This window comes from Glycocaulis albus (assembly GCF_014639075.1).
Taxonomy (GTDB): Bacteria; Pseudomonadota; Alphaproteobacteria; order Caulobacterales; family Maricaulaceae; genus Glycocaulis; species Glycocaulis albus.
On record NZ_BMFS01000002.1, the window covers coordinates 17,429 to 35,654 of the forward strand.

The 18,226-nt window shown below is 63.0% G+C and carries 17 protein-coding genes; 10 read left to right on the top strand and 7 right to left on the bottom strand.

Going from position 1 to position 18,226, the window contains the following annotated elements; genetic code table 11:
- Positions 1 to 41: 41 nt before the first annotated feature.
- A complete protein-coding gene (gene tyrS / locus IEV75_RS02390; RefSeq protein ID WP_188450960.1) occupies positions 42 to 1,277 on the bottom strand; it encodes a tyrosine--tRNA ligase in 1,236 nt (411 codons plus the stop codon).
- 94 nt (positions 1,278 to 1,371) lie between these two features.
- Here tyrS and IEV75_RS02395 point away from each other — a divergent pair, with 94 nt between their 5' ends.
- On the top strand, positions 1,372 to 2,481 hold the full coding sequence (locus IEV75_RS02395; protein WP_188450961.1) for an anhydro-N-acetylmuramic acid kinase: 1,110 nt from the start codon (positions 1,372 to 1,374) through the stop codon (positions 2,479 to 2,481).
- 503 nt (positions 2,482 to 2,984) lie between these two features.
- On the opposite strand, the gene IEV75_RS02400 is transcribed toward IEV75_RS02395, so the two are convergent.
- Complete coding sequence (locus tag IEV75_RS02400; RefSeq protein WP_188450962.1) at positions 2,985 to 3,659, bottom strand: alpha/beta hydrolase; 675 nt, start codon at positions 3,657 to 3,659, stop codon at positions 2,985 to 2,987.
- Positions 3,660 to 3,897: 238 nt separating this feature from the next.
- Here IEV75_RS02400 and IEV75_RS02405 point away from each other — a divergent pair, with 238 nt between their 5' ends.
- The 9 genes from IEV75_RS02405 (at position 3,898) to IEV75_RS02445 (ending at position 11,885) form a co-directional block, all read left to right on the top strand.
- Entirely contained in the window at positions 3,898 to 4,368 is a 471-nt protein-coding gene (locus tag IEV75_RS02405) for an Rrf2 family transcriptional regulator (RefSeq protein ID WP_188450963.1), read from the top strand.
- An 8-nt stretch (positions 4,369 to 4,376) separates the two neighbouring features.
- Positions 4,377 to 5,516 (top strand): cysteine desulfurase family protein, encoded by a 1,140-nt coding sequence (locus tag IEV75_RS02410; RefSeq protein ID WP_188450964.1) that lies wholly within the window; start codon positions 4,377 to 4,379, stop codon positions 5,514 to 5,516.
- 86 nt (positions 5,517 to 5,602) lie between these two features.
- Entirely contained in the window at positions 5,603 to 7,108 is a 1,506-nt protein-coding gene (sufB, locus tag IEV75_RS02415) for a Fe-S cluster assembly protein SufB (protein ID WP_188450965.1), read from the top strand.
- A gap of 189 nt (positions 7,109 to 7,297) precedes the next feature.
- Positions 7,298 to 8,062, top strand: a complete 765-nt coding sequence (gene sufC, locus IEV75_RS02420; RefSeq protein ID WP_188450966.1) for a Fe-S cluster assembly ATPase SufC — start codon at positions 7,298 to 7,300, stop codon at positions 8,060 to 8,062.
- On the top strand, positions 8,062 to 9,159 hold the full coding sequence (locus IEV75_RS02425) for a SufD family Fe-S cluster assembly protein (protein ID WP_188450967.1): 1,098 nt from the start codon (positions 8,062 to 8,064) through the stop codon (positions 9,157 to 9,159). The genes sufC and IEV75_RS02425 overlap by 1 nt, the downstream gene beginning before the upstream one ends.
- Complete coding sequence (locus tag IEV75_RS02430) at positions 9,156 to 10,397, top strand: SufS family cysteine desulfurase (RefSeq protein ID WP_188450968.1); 1,242 nt, start codon at positions 9,156 to 9,158, stop codon at positions 10,395 to 10,397. The genes IEV75_RS02425 and IEV75_RS02430 overlap by 4 nt, the downstream gene beginning before the upstream one ends.
- A 22-nt stretch (positions 10,398 to 10,419) precedes the next feature.
- Complete coding sequence (locus IEV75_RS02435) at positions 10,420 to 10,851, top strand: SUF system Fe-S cluster assembly protein (protein ID WP_188450969.1); 432 nt, start codon at positions 10,420 to 10,422, stop codon at positions 10,849 to 10,851.
- A gap of 8 nt (positions 10,852 to 10,859) precedes the next feature.
- The gene (locus IEV75_RS02440; RefSeq protein ID WP_188450970.1) at positions 10,860 to 11,219 is read left to right on the top strand and encodes a HesB/IscA family protein; all 360 of its coding nucleotides are present in this window, start codon (positions 10,860 to 10,862) and stop codon (positions 11,217 to 11,219) included.
- Between the two features lie 60 nt (positions 11,220 to 11,279).
- Positions 11,280 to 11,885, top strand: coding sequence for a glutathione S-transferase (locus IEV75_RS02445; protein WP_188450971.1), 606 nt, complete (start codon positions 11,280 to 11,282; stop codon positions 11,883 to 11,885).
- Here IEV75_RS02445 and IEV75_RS02450 read toward each other — a convergent pair.
- The 5 genes from IEV75_RS02450 to IEV75_RS02470 all read right to left on the bottom strand — a co-directional run bounded on the left by IEV75_RS02450 (position 11,882) and on the right by IEV75_RS02470 (position 18,119).
- Positions 11,882 to 12,601, bottom strand: coding sequence for a TMEM175 family protein (locus IEV75_RS02450; RefSeq protein ID WP_188450972.1), 720 nt, complete (start codon positions 12,599 to 12,601; stop codon positions 11,882 to 11,884). The genes IEV75_RS02445 and IEV75_RS02450 overlap by 4 nt on opposite strands.
- Before the next feature lie 77 nt (positions 12,602 to 12,678).
- Complete coding sequence (locus tag IEV75_RS02455; RefSeq protein WP_188450973.1) at positions 12,679 to 13,734, bottom strand: GGDEF domain-containing protein; 1,056 nt, start codon at positions 13,732 to 13,734, stop codon at positions 12,679 to 12,681.
- Positions 13,735 to 13,858: 124 nt separating this feature from the next.
- Entirely contained in the window at positions 13,859 to 15,271 is a 1,413-nt protein-coding gene (locus IEV75_RS02460) for a DEAD/DEAH box helicase (RefSeq protein ID WP_188450974.1), read from the bottom strand.
- 162 nt (positions 15,272 to 15,433) lie between these two features.
- Positions 15,434 to 16,708, bottom strand: coding sequence for an amidohydrolase family protein (locus IEV75_RS02465; protein WP_188450975.1), 1,275 nt, complete (start codon positions 16,706 to 16,708; stop codon positions 15,434 to 15,436).
- Position 16,709: 1 nt separating this feature from the next.
- Positions 16,710 to 18,119, bottom strand: coding sequence for an amidohydrolase (locus IEV75_RS02470; RefSeq protein WP_188451246.1), 1,410 nt, complete (start codon positions 18,117 to 18,119; stop codon positions 16,710 to 16,712).
- Positions 18,120 to 18,226: the final 107 nt, after the last annotated feature.

The following is an 18,226-nucleotide window of genomic DNA, read 5'->3' on the forward strand; positions in this document are numbered from 1 at the left end:
CGCCCTTCAGGGCGGACCGTCAGTGAGGCCGGGCTTTCCCCTTAGCCCGGCCTTACTAGTGCGTGACGTTTCTTGCCGACAGAGAGCTTGATGACGCCGTCCTTGAGCTCGGCAATGGACAGGCTGAACGCCATGTCACCCGCTGCGGCGTCATTCACTTTCACCGCGCCTTCGCCAATCTTGCGCTTGGCTTCGCCCTTGGAAGCGCAAAGCCCCGCATCGACCAGCGCGTCGAGCAGGGCAATGCCAGCATTCAGGTCGGCCGTGATGGCCGGCAAGGCATCGCCCGCGCCGCCGCCTGCGAAGGTTGCCTTTGCCGTCGCTTCGGCCTTCTCTGCCGCCACCTTGCCATGCAGCATTTCGGTCGCGGCATTGGCGAGCGCGATCTTGGCATCGTTGATTTCCGCGCCCTGCAGCGCTTCAAGGCGCGCGATCTCGTCCAGCGGGATGTCGGTGAACAGCTTCAGAAAACGGCCGACATCGGCATCCTCGGTATTGCGCCAGAACTGCCAGTACTCGTAAGCGCTTTTCATGTCGGCATTGAGCCAGACGGCGCCGTCTGCCGTCTTGCCCATCTTGGCGCCCGACGCGCTGGTGATGAGCGGGGTGGTGAAGCCGAACACCTCGGCGCTGTCCACGCGGCGGCACAGCTCCACCCCGTTGATGATATTGCCCCACTGGTCCGCGCCGCCCATTTGCAGGGCCGTGCCGAACCGCCGGTGCAGCTCAAGAAAATCCACCGCCTGAAGCAGCATGTAGTTGAACTCCAGGAAGGTCATGGGCTGTTCGCGGTCCAGGCGCAGCTTTACGCTGTCAAAGCTGAGCATGCGGTTGATTGTGAAATGCGTGCCGTAATCGCGCAGGAAATCGAGATAGCCGTACTCCGCCAGCCATTCGTCATTGTTGACGACGATGGCCTCTTTCATGTCGAGCAGAGCGCCGAAGGGCTTTAATATACCCTCCTTGTTCTCTTCGATGACGTCCGGCGTCAGCATGGGGCGGCTGGTGTCGCGCCCCGTCGGGTCGCCCACTTTCGTGGTTGCGCCGCCCATCAGCACGACAGGCTTGTGGCCAGCCTGCTGGAGACGCCGCAGCAGCATGATCTGGACCAGCGAGCCGACATGGAGCGAACGCGCCGTCAGGTCAAAGCCGATATAGCCGCTAAGCGTTTCCCTGGCCGCGCGCTTGTCCAGCCCGTCAATATCGGTCGCCTGATAGAGATAGCCGCGCTCCACCAGCGTTTTGACGAGTTCCGACGCATAAGTGCTTGCGGCCATGGCTGAGGGCTTTCCTGTGAATGCGAATAGCGCGCTAATAGCAGCATTGCACGCGGGTATGGAAGGCGCAGGGCCACCGGATGGGTGAACTAACATGAAGCTGGTGGGCCTGATGAGCGGCACCTCGCTGGACGGGGTAGATGCCGCATTGCTGGAAAGCGATGGCGAAAGGCTGATCCGCTTCGGCCCCGGTCTTGAGCGCCCCTACACGCCGTCAGAGCGCAAGGTGCTGCAGGCGGCCGTCGATGCCGCGCTGCAATGGCGATGGCAAGGCGAAGCGCCGGGCGTGTTCGCCGGGGCTGAAGCTGTCCTCACCACCACCCATGCCGAAGCTGTGGAAGCAGTGTGCGCCAAGGCGGGCACCGCGCCATCAGAGCTCGATGGCGTGGGCTTTCACGGCCAGACCGTGTTGCATCAGGCGCCCAAAGACGGCGTGCCGGGCCGCACGCTGCAGATCGGGGACGGGCAGGCGCTAGCCGCGCGGCTGGGCTGCCGGGTGGTCTTTGACTTCCGCTCCGCGGATGTGGCCGCAGGCGGGCAGGGCGCGCCTCTGGTGCCCGTCTATCACCGGGCTCTGGCCGAATGGTCGGGGCTGGAGCGCCCGCTGGGCGTCATCAATATCGGCGGGGTCGCCAATATTACGCATGTCAGTACGGACGGCACGCTGACGGCCTTTGATACCGGCCCGGGCAACGGGCTGATCGATGCCTTTATTGAGGCCCATACCGGCGAAGCCATGGACAAGGACGGTGCCATCGCCGCGCGTGGCCGTATCCACGAAGCGGCCTTCGCGGAGTTCCTTTCCAACCCCTATTTCACCGCTCCAGGACCAAAATCACTCGACCGCTGGGATTTTTCCCTCGATGCGGTACGCAATCTGTCGCTTGAAGATGGCGCGGCGACCCTGACCGGTCTGACGGCAAAGACGATAGCCATGGGCGTTGCGGCCCTGCCAGGCGCGCCGGAGCGGCTTGTGCTGTGCGGGGGCGGACGGCGCAACAAGACGCTGGCCGAACTGATCGCGGCGGCTACAGGTTTGCCGGTCTACGCGGCAGAGGCGCTGGGCTGGCGCGGAGATCTGGTAGAGGCCGAAGCCTTCGCCTTCCTCGCCGCACGGGTGATGGCGGGCCTGCCCTACACCTTCCCCGGCACGACGGGCGTGGCAGCGCCGATGGGCGGGGGGAAGGTGGTGGAGGGGGCTTAGATGGATAAGGAACTTCAGCGGACCGCTTGAGAGATTTATTTTGACGTTGTGATGGGCCTTTTACGCGGGTTTCTGTTTGTGGCGCTCGCGATGCTGGTGCTGATTACAGTCTTGATCATCCACCACTTCATCGAAGACGGAAGGAGCTTGCAGGAGTGGTTGCAGCTTCTGCTTGTTTTGCCGGCGGCATTTGGTCTGCCGCCATCAAAATGGGTCCCGGCTCGGGGGCCGGGACCCCGGTATTTGCCGCCAAGCCTTTCAACCGGGTTCCCGGGCTTGACCCGGGACCCATGCGGGCGGGACACCGGCTTGCGCCGGTGAAACGCAGGAAAGCTGCAAGAGTTTGTGTCCCTGTCATCCTCCGGCCGCGTAGCGGCCGGGGGGCGCATGCATGCAAAGAACCCGCTAGCGTCAAGCTCTCAGGCGTGGATCACCGGCATCCCCGCCTCCGCGGGGACAGGTAAAGCGGGTGATGACAACGAGAAAGGGCGAGGGAAAAACCGCTAACGCTTGGCAATCTTCGGCTTGGGATTGTCCAGCTCGACGAGGCGCAGATCGAGATAATCGTCGATAGCGGTCTGCAGCGGCTCGACATGGTTCGAGAACAGATGGCCTGCGCCGGGGATAATCTGGCGCTTGATGTCGATACCCTTCTGGGCGCGCACCTTGCTCATCACCTTTTCCATGTCGTCATGCGGCACGATCACGTCCGCATCGCCGTGCGCCACCAGACCCGAAGCCGGGCAGGGCGCCAGGAAGGTGAAGTCATACATGTTGGTTGGAGGCGAGACGGAGATGAAGCCGGCAATCTCCGGGCGGCGCATCAATAGCTGCATGCCGATCCACGCACCGAACGAGTGGCCCGCGACCCAGCAATAGGGCGCATTGGCATTGTGGGCCTGCATCCAGTCGAGCGCCGTTGCGCCATCGGACAACTCGCCCAGACCCTGCTCATAGACGCCCTGGCTTCTGCCTACGCCGCGGAAATTGAAGCGCAGCACGGCAAAGCCACGCTGCTTGAACACTTCATACATCATCAGCGATACGGGCGTGTCCATGTGCCCGCCCCCGCGCGGGTGCGCATGAAGAATCAGTGCCACGGGCGCGTTCTCGGCTTTACCGGGCGTGTACTTGCCTTCGATGCGGCCGGCGGGGCCGGGAATGATAACGTCAGGCATGGGTGATCTGGTCTTCCCTGAAAACTGATTGTTCCAGCCGCCCTGTCAGGTATGCGCGCGGCTTATTGGCGCAAGCTGCAAGGGGCCGGACAATAATTCTTGACTCTGTAGCTGGGATACCTACTTCCGGTGGGACGAAAATATGCCAGCACGGCGTGCGCGCTCTTAGCATATAGCGCTGGTGAAATGCGAGTGCGGTAAACAATTCACCGTACTGCGCGGCTTGGGAGAGGCAGTGATGAAGCTGAGTACAAAGGGCCGCTACGCGGTAATGGCGATGGCCGATCTGGCCAGCCATACGGACGGCACGCCGGTGCCGCTGGCCGAGATTGCATCGCGCCAGGAGATATCCCTGTCCTATCTCGAGCAGCTGTTCGCGCGGATGCGCCGGGCTGGTATCGTAAAGGCCGTTCGCGGTCCTGGCGGCGGCTACCGGCTGGCCCGCGCCGCTGCCGACACGCGTATTTCCGACATCATTCTGGCCGTCGATGAGCCGGTCGATATCACGCGTTGCCAGCATCAGATGAAGGGCTGCATGGAAAGCGGCCAGCGCTGCATCACCCATGATCTCTGGGATGAGCTGTCGCGCCATATCCATCTCTATCTGAGCTCTGTCAGCCTTGAGGATGTCGTAAGCCGGCGGATCGCCGGTTCGGCCAGCGGGCCGCGTGGCATGGCCGCCGCTCTCAGGGCTGCTGCCGCAGAATAGCAGGAAGAATGACCGTCTATCTGGATCATAACGCAACCAGCCCGTTGCGCAGCCAGACGCGCGAAGCGATGGTGCGCGCCTATGATGCAGGCGGCAATCCGTCCTCGGTGCACGGGCCGGGGCGTGCGGCTCGTGCGATTGTGGAAACCGCCCGCGCGGCGATTGCGAAGCATTTCGTGACCCGCGCCGAGGATGTCGTGTTCACCTCCGGCGGCACCGAAGCGAATAATCTCGTCATCGCGTCGGCGAGGGCGGCGGGCGCCAAGCGTCTGATCATTTCCGCCATCGAACATGATGCTGTGCGCGACGCGGCAACGGCCAGCGGTATCCAAGTTGAAATCCTGCCGGTTACGCCTGATGGCGTGGCTGACATCGTTTGGCTGGAAAATCGCCTTACGGGCTGGGACCGCGATGCCGATGGCACGCCCTTCGTGGCGCTGATGGCGGCCAATAACGAGACCGGCGTCGTCCAGCCGGTTGAAGCGGCCGGACGCCTTGTACGCGAGGCTGAGGGCCTGTTCCACGTCGATGCCGTGCAGATGGCGGGCAAGATCGCGTTCGATTTTGCCGGCAGCCTCGCCCATTACGCGGCGCTGTCAGCACACAAGTGCGGCGGGCCGCAGGGCGTTGGCGCTCTGCTGCTGGCGTGTGATGCGCCGCTGAGCCGCCAGATGCATGGCGGGGGTCAGGAGACGGGCCGCCGCTCTGGCACCGAGAATGTCGCCGGGATCGCAGGCTTTGCTGCCGCACTCGAAGCCGTAGAGGCCGATGACGCTGCGCGCATGGCCGCTCTGCGTGACGCGCTGCAATTGCGGCTGGAATCGCTAGAAGGCGTGCGCATATGGGGGGCAGGGGCGGATCGCCTGCCCAACACGCTGTGCCTCTCTGCCGAGGGGTGGGCCGCCGAAATACAGGTTATCGCCATGGATCTGGCAGGCTTTGCCATCAGCGCAGGCTCTGCCTGTTCGTCGGGCAAGGTGAAGAAAAGCCGCGTGCTGGAGGCGATGGGGGCGAGCGAGGCGCAAGCCGCCAGCGCCATCCGTATCAGCTTTGGCTGGACGAGTACGCAAGACGATTTGGACCGCTTTGCGGACGCCTGGATACGCGAATACGCGCGTATCCGGCCCCGCCTGGCGGCCACCGGTTAGAGACTGACCAGACCATTCTTGCACATGCAAGAATGGCCAGGCCGAACGGCCGCCGCTTGAGGCTGACTAAAGGAAGGACGGGCTCCATGCCTGCTGTGAAGGAAACGATTGAAGACGTACGCCGGCTCGAGGCCGACAAGTACAAGTATGGCTTCACGACCGAGATCGAGCAGGAGTTCGCCCCCAAGGGCCTGAACGAGGACATCGTCCGCTTCATTTCGGAGAAAAAGGGCGAGCCGCAATGGATGCTCGACTGGCGCCTCGATGCCTATCGCCGCTGGGTGGAGATGGAAGAGCCCACATGGGCGAACGTCCATCATCCGAAAATCGACTATCAGGACGCGTATTACTACGCGGCACCAAAAAATGCCGCCAAATACAAGTCGCTGGACGAAGTTCCTGCTGAACTGCTTGAAACCTACAAGAAGCTGGGCATCCCGCTTCGTGAGGCCGAAGTCCTGCTCGGCGTAGAAGGCGCAGAGGACCGCACGGCGGCTGAAGCGCGCGAAGCGCCGAAAGTCGCCGTCGATGCGGTGTTCGATTCCGTTTCCGTCGCCACCACCTTCAAGAAGGAGCTGGAAAAGGCCGGCGTGATCTTCATGCCGATCTCGGAAGCCTTGCAGGAATACCCCGATCTGGTGCGCCAGTATCTCGGCAGTGTGGTACCCGTCACCGACAATTATTTCGCGACGCTCAATAGCGCGGTCTTCTCCGATGGCTCGTTCGTCTACGTGCCGCCGGGCGTGCGCTGCCCGATGGAGCTGTCGACATACTTCCGCATGAACGCGCAAGGCACCGGCCAGTTCGAGCGCACGCTCATCATCGCCGACAAGGGCGCTTACGTCTCCTATCTGGAGGGCTGCACCGCGCCGATGCGCGATGAGAACCAGCTGCACGCGGCGGTCGTGGAACTGGTCGCGCTCGACGATGCCGAGATCAAATACTCCACCGTGCAGAACTGGTGGCCGGGCGACGCCGAAGGCAAGGGCGGGGTCTATAACTTCGTCACCAAGCGGGCCGACTGCCGGGGGCGCAATTCCAAGGTCAGCTGGACGCAGGTCGAGACCGGCTCGGCGATCACCTGGAAATACCCGTCCTGCGTGCTGCGCGGCGATAACTCGCAGGGCGAGTTTTACTCCATCGCGGTCACCAATGGCCGCCAGCAGGCCGATACCGGCACCAAGATGATCCATCTGGGCCGCAATACGAAATCGCGCATCATCGCCAAGGGCATTTCGGCAGGGCGCTCCGACCAGACCTATCGCGGCCTTGTCTCGGTACACGCGAAGGCCGAAGGCGCGCGCAATTTCACCCAGTGCGACAGCCTGCTGATCGGCGATCAGTGCGGCGCGCATACCGTGCCCTATATCGAGGCGAAAACGCCCAAGGCCACGCTGGAGCACGAGGCGACGACGTCGAAACTCTCTGACGATCAGCTCTTCTATGCGCGCTCACGCGGGCTGGACGAGGAAACGGCCGTCGCCCTGCTCGTCAACGGTTTCTGCCGGGAGGTGTTGCAGGAATTGCCGATGGAATTTGCCGTCGAGGCGCAGGCGCTCCTCAAGGTCTCACTGGAAGGGAGCGTGGGGTGATGACTCACTCTCTTCGTTTCACCGGCGCAAGCCGGTGCCCAGCCCCTCTGGATCCCGGGTCAAGCCCGGGAACCCGGTTGAGAGGCATTAGCCTTAAACACCGGGGTCCCGGTCCCCGAGCCGGGACCCATCAAAAGAAAATGGATCCCGGCGTGCGCCGGGAAAACGCCGAAATGAAAGCCCAACCCAATGCTTGAGATCAAGAACCTCCATGCCCGCGTGAACCCGGAAGAGGGTGAAGCCAAGGCCATCCTGAAAGGCGTCGACCTGACCGTGCCTGCGGGCGAGGTGCATGCCATCATGGGGCCGAACGGGTGCGGCAAGTCCACGCTCTCCTACGTGCTGGCGGGCCATGAGGGCTATGAGGTGACGGACGGCTCTGTCAGCTTCCTCGGTGAGGAGATGGGCGAGCTGGAACCCGAAGAGCGTGCGGCGAAGGGCCTCTTCCTCTCCTTCCAGTACCCGGTCGAAATCCCCGGCGTGCCGACGCTTACCTTCCTGAAAGAGGCCGCGAACGCGCAGCTTAAGGCACGCGGCGAAGGTGAGATTTCGGCCCCGGAATTTATGAAGTTCGCACGGGAAAACGCCGCAAAACTCGGCATTTCCAGTGAAATGCTCAAGCGACCTGTAAATGTCGGTTTCTCGGGCGGCGAGAAAAAGCGTATGGAGATTTTCCAGGCGATGATGCTCTCGCCGAAATTCCTCATCCTCGATGAGACGGACTCAGGGCTCGATATTGATGCGCTGCGCGTGGTGGCCGATGGCGTCAACGCGCTGCGTTCGCCCGAGCGCGGCATGCTGGTCATCACCCACTATCAGCGCCTCTTGGAATACCTCAAACCCGATGTGGTTCACGTCATGGCGGACGGCCGCATCGTGAAAACGGGCGGGCCGGAACTGGCTCTGGAGCTTGAAGCCGAAGGCTATGAGAAATTTACCGGAGCGGCAGCCTGATGGGTGTGGCCCCCCAACTCTCCGCGTTTGAGGCGGCGCTCGCTGCCAGCCTGCCGGCGGGCGAGCTGCGTGCTGCGCTGGAAACGGCCGGCTTGCCGCACCGGCGCATTGAAGCGTGGAAATGGTCTGATCTGCGCGCTGCGCTCGCCAAGGCGCCTGCCAGGGCCGGCATGCTCTCCGTCAACGCCTCGCGCAAGGCAGACGAGATCACAACGCTGGACCGCCAGCCGGACCTGCTCATGCCGCGCCTCGCGGCGGGCCTGTCGGAGGGCTGCCCGGTCTATGCGCTGAAAGACGGCGAAAGCCTGTCGCTGGACTTTGAAGGCAGTGAGGGCGCATCCCACCATATCGCAGCCGTGAACGTGCCTGCTGGCGTCAGCGCGACGCTGCATGAGCGCTACCGCGTGGTGGCGGGCGGATTTGCCAATATCGCCCTGCGCATCGTGCTGGGCGAGGGCGCGACGCTGACGCGCATTGTCGAGCAGGATGCCTCTCCGAACGGCGTACTGGTCGTGACGACCGGGATCGATCTTTCACCGCGCGCCAAGCTGCACCAGACGACGCTTGGATTTGGCGCGAAGCTTGCCCGACTTGAAACCCACATCACCCATGCCGGCGAGGGCGCACAGCTTGTCCTTGGCGGCTCGTATCTGGTGGCTTCGGGGCTCCATCTCGATCAGACGGGTATTGTCCGCCATACAGGTACGAACGGGGCGACGCGCGAGCTCTTCAAGGGTGCAGCCGCCAAGGGCGGGCGCGGCGTCTTCCAGGGCAAGATCCATGTGGAACAGGCCGCTCAGAAAACCGACGCGCAGATGAACCATCGTGGCCTGCTGCTTGGCGATGGCGCTGAAATCTACGCCAAGCCGGAGCTGGAGATTTACGCCGACGATGTGGTGTGCGCACACGGCAATGCGCTGGGCGCTGTTGACGATGAAGCGCTGTTCTACATGCGCCAGCGCGGTCTCTCCGAGGCGCGAGCCCGCGCCGTGCTGACGCGCAGCTTCCTGGCCGAACCGCTGGACGCCATTGAAGACGAAACTGTTCGCGAGGCGCTGCTGGCCAGGCTCGATGCAGCTTTGGAGGCGGTATCGTGACAGCTCTTGCCCGCACCGCTTCCGGGTTTGATGTCGCCGCCATCCGCGCGCAATTTCCGATCCTGTCGCGCGAGGTCCACGGCAGGCCGCTGGTCTATCTGGATAGCGCCGCCTCTGCGCAGAAGCCGGAAGCGGTGATTGATGCGCTGGGCGATGTCTGGCGCGGCTCCTACGCCAATGTCCACCGGGGCCTCCATACCCTCGCCAACGAGACGACAGAGGCGTTCGAGGGGACGCGCGGCAAGCTCGCCGCGTTTCTTGGCGCGTCATGGCCTGAAGAGATCGTGCTGACGCGCGGGACGACCGAGGCCATCAATCTGGTGGCGGCCGGGATTGGCCATGGGCTGAGAGAGGGCGATGAAATCATCCTCAGCCAGATGGAGCACCACTCCAATATCGTGCCCTGGCACTTCCTGCGCGAGCGCAACGGCGTGGTCATACGCTGGGTTCCAGTGACGGACGAAGGGGTATTGGATTTAGAGGCTTATGAAGCTCTCTTCACGTCACGCACGAAGTTCGTAGCGCTCACCCACATGTCGAATGTGCTGGGCACGCTGAATGATGCGAAGGGTCTGACAGAGATAGCGCACCGCCACGGTGTGCCGATCCTGCTCGATGGCTCGCAGGCCGCCGTGCATGGCCCGGTCGATGTTTCGGCTATCGGGTGTGATTTCTACGCCATCACCGGCCACAAGCTTTACGGACCCAACGCCACTGGCGCGCTCTACGCCAAGGGCGATTGGCTGGAGCGTCTGCCGGCCTTCATGGGCGGGGGCGAGATGATCGCCGAGGTGAGCGAAGAAGGCGTGGTCTACGCCGCGCCTCCTCACAAGTTCGAGGCCGGGACACCGGCCATCGCCGATGTCATCGCGCTGGGCACAGCGCTCGACTGGATGGGCGCCCATGTGACGCCCGAGGCGCTGGCGCATGAACACGCACTGGCAGAGGCTGCCACCGCCGGTCTCAAAGCCATCGACGGTATCCGTATCCTCGGCACCGCACCCGGCAAGGGGCCAATCCTCTCCTTCGTCGTCGAAAACGCCCACGCGCACGACATCGCCCAGCTTATGGACCGCTATGGCGTGGCCGTGCGGGCCGGCCATCACTGCGCCCATCCGCTGATGAAGCGGTTTGGCGTCACCGCCAGCGTGCGTGCCAGCTTTGCCGTCTACAACACTGCCGAAGAGGTCGACGCTTTCCTCGACGCCTTGCGCCGCGCGCGCGAATTCCTCATCTAGGCTGCAGGAGATGACACCGGACATGCCGAACGATGCCACAACCGGAACGGCCCGCCAGCGCGATGTGATCGATCTGGGCGGCACACCTGCCCGCCCGGTCGCGCCTGAAACGCCGGCGGACGGCGAGGGCACGATTCCGGCCGACGAGATTGCCCGGATCACCGATGATGTGGTGACGGCGCTCAAGGGCGTGTTCGACCCGGAAATCCCGGTCGACATCTATGAGCTGGGCCTGATCTACAAGGTCGATCTGGACGATGACCGGACCTTGAAGGTGGAAATGACGCTTACCGCACCGGGCTGTCCGGTGGCCGGTGAAATGCCCGGCTGGGTTCAGGATGCCTGCAATACGGTGGACGGTGTGGAGCGCACGGAAGTGAACCTTACCTTCGATCCGCCCTGGACGCCCGACCGGATGACCGATGAAGCCCGCCTGCAACTGAATATGCTCTAGGAGCCAACATGGCCCGCGAAAGACCCAAGCCTGTAACCCTGACGGAGACCGCCGCAGAGCGCGTGCGCACGCTGATGGCACGCGAGGGCAAAGGCTATTTGCGCGTCGGCGTGAAGAATGGCGGTTGTGCGGGCATGGAATACACGATGGACTATGTCGAGGCGCCCGCGCCGCTCGATGAGCGCGTCGAGGATCAGGGCGTGGAGATCGTGATTGATTCCAAGGCGATCCTGTTCCTGCTCGGCAGCCAGATCGACTATGAGGTGACGCCGCTGCACGCCAAATTCGTGTTCCGAAATCCCAACCAGACCGATGCGTGCGGGTGTGGCGAAAGCGTCACCATTATTCCTGTGGCTAACGCCGTCTAGCCCGCTTGCCGGACGTGGTGCGAGTTTTTAAACCCGTGGCCTGATCTTCGGGGGCCTGTTATGCAGCTTTTCTATTCCCAGACATCGCCTTACGCCCGCAAATGCCGCGCGCTCATCATCGAGAAAAGCCTCGAAAGCAAGATCGAGCTGGTCGAAGTCTCGCCGCTGGATGATCCCGCAGAGCTGCATGCCGCCAATCCGCTGGGCAAGGTGCCGGCCCTGATCCGCAAGAGCGGGCCGGCGCTGATCGACTCGCCGCTGATCTGCGAATTTATCGACACGCTCGATGATGAGCGCTGGATTCCGGCAAAAGGTGAAAGCCGCACGCTGGTCATGCGCCAGCAGGCGCTGGCTGACGGGATGATGGATCTCACCATTGGCCGCCGCATCGAGATGAACCGTCCGGCCAACCGGCGCTACAAGCTGTGGATTGAGCGCTGGGAGCGCGGGATCGCCCGCACTCTGGAGCAGCTCGACAGCGAGCGCGGCCAGTTCGAGCGTTCGGTGGATCATGGCGCGCTGTCGATCGCTGTCGCGTTGTCCTATCTCGACCTGAGATATTCCGAGCTGGACTGGCGGTCGGCCCACCCTGAGCTGGGAGCCTTTCTCGAACGCTGGGAGCAGCGCGACAGCCTGAAGCTGACAGCGCCGCCAGCCGGCGCCTAGCTTTCTGGAAGGTCCGCCTGCCTGCCGATGCGTGCCTTGGCGCGCGCCGAGCATAGCCAGGCAATCAGGCCCATCATCGCGAACAGCATGCCGGAAAAGGCCGCGAGCGGCTCGGGCAGTATGAATGCCAGCGCGATGACCGCCAGGCTGAGAACGACAGTGCCGATCGCGAACTCGATTTCGAAGCGTGTCCAGCTGCGTTCCACGGGGGTGAGCTCCAGATCATCCGCACGCCGCAGGGCGTGTGCATGAAGGAGGGCGAACACGCCATAGACGGCGCCGAAAAATCCGCCATAAACCGCATAGAGCACCGGCACCTGTGACAGGGTCAGAATGCCGGTGATCTCCTCAACATTATCAAAACCGCCCGTGAAATAGCTCACGACGAAATCCGTCATGAATTTCAATGGGTAGATATAGATCAGCACCAGGAAGAGCAGCAGGGCATTCAGCCCGGTCACCCAGCCATCATCCAGCCCGTAGCGCCGGAAGAAGACATGGTGGGTACGCCAGATCAGGAGCACGAGCGCAAAGCAGATGGCGATGGACAAGGCTCCGCGCCAGAGCCCGATGAGCTCACTGAACGAGGACGGGATGCTCTGCAGGGCCGCCAGTGTCAGAACAAGAGCAAAGACGATGTCCGACAAGTTCTCCAGCCGTGAGACGCTTTCGCCACGCCAGCGGAAATCGGCTTCGCCTGAATACTGTCCTGCCATGAAAAATGTACCCCCGGTCGACGGAGGTGCATTCTTGTTCGAAACAGCGTTTATGAAAAGTGGCTTGCCTTGGGCGTTTAGGCGGCTGCCACGCCAGTATCGTCTTCAGCGCTGTCCACGGTAACCCGGTTCCGGCCGGTTTGCTTTGACTTGTAAAGATTGGTGTCGGCCCGCTCTATAAGTCCTTCGACCGCCTCGCCCGAAATATGCTGCGAAACGCCCATGGAAACGGTGATGTGACCCAGATCCTCGTTTGTCGATTTGCGCAGCAGGCGTTTGGATTCAACGGTGGCCCGGATTTTCTCTGCGATCATGGCCGCATCGGCGACCGTCGTCTTCGGCATCACAATGGCAAATTCCTCGCCGCCATAGCGCGCCACGATGTGCGTGTCTTTGGCGAAACGGGAGAGGCAGGCGGCTACGAAACGGATGATCTGGTCACCTGTCTGGTGGCCCCACGTGTCGTTGAAGCGCTTGAAATGATCGATATCGCACAGCACCAGGCAAAAATCATCGCCTTGCAGGTCTGAATCGCGGCGGGCCTTGCGCATGGATTCGTCGAAGCGCTTGCGGTTGGCAAGGCCTGTGAGGGCGTCTGTCATCGCCTCCTCGCGCACCTTTTCCAGATTGCCGCGCAGCTGGTTCACCTCGACGGATGTTTCCTGCAGCCGGCGCTCCAGCTCTCTGGAGCGGCGCTGCATGCGGGCGGTCGCCGAGACAAGGCCCTCTACCATCCGCTTGAAGGTTACCGTGTCGGTGGCGTCACCCAGCTGGCCAGAGGCGCCGGCCAGTGCCTCGCCATAGGCGGCGGTATCGCGTTCGGCCGCCTCCAGTGTCTTGACGACGGCGCCCAGCTCACGGCTCATGGCGCCGCCCGTATCCAGGACGGCGTCCTGAATGCGCTTGAATGTGAAGTGACGGTCATAGAGCTCGTCGCAAAGCTCGTCATCAATCGGGCCACCCTTGTCCACGGCGGTCTGAAGCGTCTCCGACAGCTCGGGGATGGAGTCGGATACGTAGGCAACCCAGACGGCGTAGTTTTGGGGGGTTGGAGCAACCTTGTGCTCTTCCATCAGGTCCAGCGCGCGCCGCGCCAGATCGATACCCTCGTTTGTTTGCAAGCGACCGTTCACGTGACATTCCCCGTTTTCGCAGACCGAATTCTTCGGACCAATGACTCCCTTGAGGCGGGAGATTAGGGGCGTTTTGGAAAGATGCGGTAAACGCGGCAGGCAAATTCCGAATTATTTTTCCCGCCTAGCCGAAGGCCGAACGCAACAGGAAGTCGGGCACGTGGTCGCCAAAGCCGGCCGCTTCAACATCCTTGTTCTTGGCCTGCCGAGCTCCACGCTTGCCTTTCTGGGCATCGTTTGCCGGAGCGGGAGCAGGGGGCGGCGCCTTGGCTGCCGCCTGATCTTCAGATTTTTCAGCTGCGCCGCGCGGCTTGGACCGGCTAGCCCGGCGCGAGCGGCTCGCCTTGACCTCGCCCTCCGCATCGCCGGCCTTTTCAGATGCCGAACGCGCCGCCGGAGCGGGCGTTGCCGCACCGTCCAGAACCAGTGTTTCCGGCTCTCCGCCGATCAGCTTGGCGACATTGGCGAGCGACTTCTTGTCGTCGCCGGTTACCAGCGTCACCGATTCCCCGGTCAGGCCTGCGCGGCCTGTGCGTCCGATACGGTGAACATAGTCGTCGGCATTGCGGGGAATATCGAAATTGAAGACATGGCTGACAGCCGGGATATCCAGCCCGCGCGCGGCAACATCGGATGCCACGAGGATACGTACCTGGTCTGATTTGAAATCCGCCAGCGTCTTCGTTCGCTGTGCCTGCGCCAGATCGCCGTGGATCGGAGCGGCAGAGAAGCCATGACGTTGAAGGGAGCGCGCGACAATGTCCACATCGCGCTTGCGGTTGCAGAATACAATACCGTTCTTGACGTTGTCGCGGTTTATCGCGGCACGCAGCGCCGCGCGCTTGCCGGCCGGGGAGCCGTCCGACACCCGCACTATATACTGCTTGATGGTCTCCGCCGTCTGTGCGGGGCGCGAAACTTCCACCCGTTCTGGATCCTTCAGGAAGGTGTTCACAATGCGCACGATCTCGTTGGGCATTGTAGCCGAGAAGAACAGCGTCTGACGGCGCGGAGGCACCAGCGAGAAAATTTTCTCGATATCGGGAATGAAGCCCATGTCCAGCATGCGGTCGGCTTCATCGACGATCATGATCTCGATGCCCATGAGCATCAGCCCGCCGCGCTCGAAATGGTCCAGGAGGCGGCCGGGCGTCGCGATGAGGATATCCGCACCCTTGTCGAGAATTTCCTTTTGCGGCTGGAAGGCGACCCCGCCAATCAGCAGCGCCATGGTCAGCTTGTGATTCTTGGCATAGAGGCGGACATTCTGCGCGACCTGGTCTGCCAGTTCGCGTGTCGGGCAAAGAATGAGCGAGCGTGGCATACGCGCGCGGGCGCGGCCCCGCGAGAGGCGTTCGATCAGCGGCAGGGTGAAGGAGGCAGTCTTGCCCGTACCCGTCTGGGCGATGCCCAGGACATCGCGTCCTGTCAGTGCCACCGGAATGGCACCGGCCTGGATAGGGGTGGGGGCGGTATAGCCAGCATCCTTGATGGCTGCCAGCAGGTTCGGGCTCAAGCCCAGATCATCAAAAGTCATGCGCCTCATATCCGCCCCGGCCTTTCCGGCGAGGGGCGCGCTGTCGTACGTTCGGGCGGGTTGCGCGGATCGCAAGCCGCTTGCGTCCGGCAACATAGGCACACGCTATTGGGTGTCAACGCGTCCTAGCGCAGACGTGATGTATCCGTGCCGCACTGTGGCCTAATGGCGATAGCCGTACTGCCCGTCCGGCACCCTCTCGGCATAGCGTTCGGCCAGGCGTGACTGGCGTGAACTCATGGACTGGTTCTCACCATCAATGACGACCGCGACAGGCGCGCTCATCACCTCGAGCGGATCACCGTCCCAGACCACGACATCGCCCGCATAGCCTTCCGCCAGTGCGCCATACCGGTCTCCGACACCATAGATCTCCGCCGGGGTCAGCGTGATGGCCCGGAAGGCATCGTCCCAGCTGGCGCCATTGGCGACGGCGTTGCCCGCATGCTGGGTGATCAGGCGCGGATTGAAGTAGAGGTCTGCACTGATCGTCGTGTAGGCGGTCTGCACGCCTGCTGCGTGAAGGCGGGCCGGGGCGTCCAGCCGCGCGGCCAGCACGTCGAAGCTGGCCGGCAGGTTGCGCAACGGGTCCATGATGACCGGAATACCCGCTGCGGCTATTTCGTCGGCCACCATCCAGGCCTCGGCAGCGCCCACAAGGATGAAGCGTGCCGACGGATGCTGCTGGGCAAAACGAAGGGCCCGCCGTATGTCGGAGGCGCGTTCTACCTGCAGCACGATCGGAATTTCCCCGCGCACGGCGGAAACCAGAGAGGCCGCGTCAAACCGGTTGATCGCATCACCTTCATGGTGGGACATGAACCGGCCCGGATAGAAACGGGCATCCTCGAAAGCGGCCCGCAAGTATGCCCAGGCCGCATTGCGTGATCCGCCAGCCGTCGATGCGCCCGATTGCGACAGGTCGACATAGAGGAAGGTGCGGTCGTCAAAGAGCGAATCCGGACGCCCCGAGCTGTTGGCCAGTGCACCGCGCCCGCCGATCACGCCCCGTGCCGTGGAAGGAAATACCGCAAAGCGCGTAATCCCGCGGCGGCGGCTGTCGGGGATATGCCCGCCCGCCGGGTTGAAGCCGTCGGCCACGTCGATGGCGGCGGTGAAGCTGGCGCCGGGCGCCGACACATCGGAGGTGGAGCTTTCAAGCCCGACCTCAATGAGACCCAGCTGGGTGTGCGGGTGAAAAATACCCGGCGTGATCCAGCCGCCATTGGCGTCGATTGTCTCCACACCGGCGGGAATGGTCACATTCGCGCCGGCTGCGACGATGACGCCGTCCTGGATGAGGACGGATCCGTTCTCGACAATGCCGGCGTCGCTATTGGTGACGATCCGGCCATTGGTAACGGCGATAGTCTGGGCTGATGCCGCGCCAAGGCTCATGGCGGCGAGGGCGGCTGCGGAGATAATGGATTTCAGCATCTTACAGCACTCCTTCGCCGGGTTGACCGAGGGTGAAGTCACGTACCGTGCGCCGTTCGGGATCCTCGCGGTCGAACATCAGCGCCCCGTCGATATAGACATGGTCAGCAACGGCATAGGTGGAGAAGGGGTGGGCAGACCAAAGCACGATATCGGCGCGCTTGCCTTCCTCGATGGAGCCGGTCTCGTCGAAAATGCCAAGCCCGCGTGCCGGGTTGGAGGTGAACCAGGCGACGGCCTCGCCGTCTGTGACCTCAATGCCGAGCCTGCGGCCTGCGGCAAGCGCCTTGGCCACCTCCTGATTGAGCCGCTGGATACCCAGCTGGTCATCGGAATGGATCATCGCGCATGCACCGGCGGCGTGAACGAGGGCGAGGTTTTCATTGATGGAATCATAGGCCTCCATCTTGAAACCGCCCCAGTCGGCCCAGACGGCCGCGCACACATCCTCTTCGGCCAGAAGATCGCCGATCTTGTAGGCCTCGACCGCGTGGTGGAAGGTGGTGACCTGGTAGCCGAACTCGTCGGCCATATCGAGTACCTGAGCCATTTCGTCGGCGCGGTAGCAGTGCATCTGGACTAGGATTTCGCCCTCAAGCACGCCCATCAGCGTATCGAGTTCCAGATTGCGCGTGGGCGGGGTGGCTTCCGCGTCGCCTGCGTCCCAGTAACGCTGCCAGCTGCGGCGGTATTCCACGGCGCGCTGCCAGGCCTCTCGGTATCCGGCCATATTGCCCATGCGCGAGCCGGGCGCGCGGCCCTGACTGCCATAGACGCGTTTCGGGTTTTCCCCGCACGCCATTTTCAGCGTGTAGGGGGCATCAGGAAACTTCATGCCCTGCACGGTGCGCGACGGCACGTTACGCAGCGTGATGCCGCGCCCGCCAAACAGGTTTGCGGAGCCCGGCAGCACGTGCAGCGTGGTCACACCGCCAGCCAGCGCCGCGTCGAAGCCCGGATCCTGTGGCCACACGCCATGTTCGGCCCAGACCTCTGCCGTTACCGGCGCAGTGATTTCATTGCCGTCCTGATGGGCGCTGACGCCCGGGGAGGGGTAGACGCCCAGATGGGAGTGAATATCGATGACGCCGGGGGTCACATAGCGCCCGCGACCATCAATGAGGGTTGCGCCTTCCGGCGCCTCAAGGCCTTCACCGATACCGGCGATGCGCCCGTCCTGCATGAGGACGTCGTAATTCTCGAACTCGCCGCCAATGCCGTCAAACACGGTCGCGCCCTGGATGAGCACCACTTCAGAGGGGAAGGGGGTGTAGGTGGAGGGGTAGGGGTCCGGGTTGAAGCGGACCAGCTCGCCATCGCCAGAGCCGCCATTGCTCCCTTCGCTATCGCTGGTGTCGCCATTGCACGCGGCAAGGCCAAGGGCAGCCAGCCCTGCCAGCGCGCCCGCCATGAGCGGCCAGAGCGCGCCCTTGTTCCGTGAACCGTGTATCGCCACCGTTCAACCCTCCCCGTGAGATTTCTTAGCGCCCAGCAGGTTCGCTGGAATCTGCCGGAGGG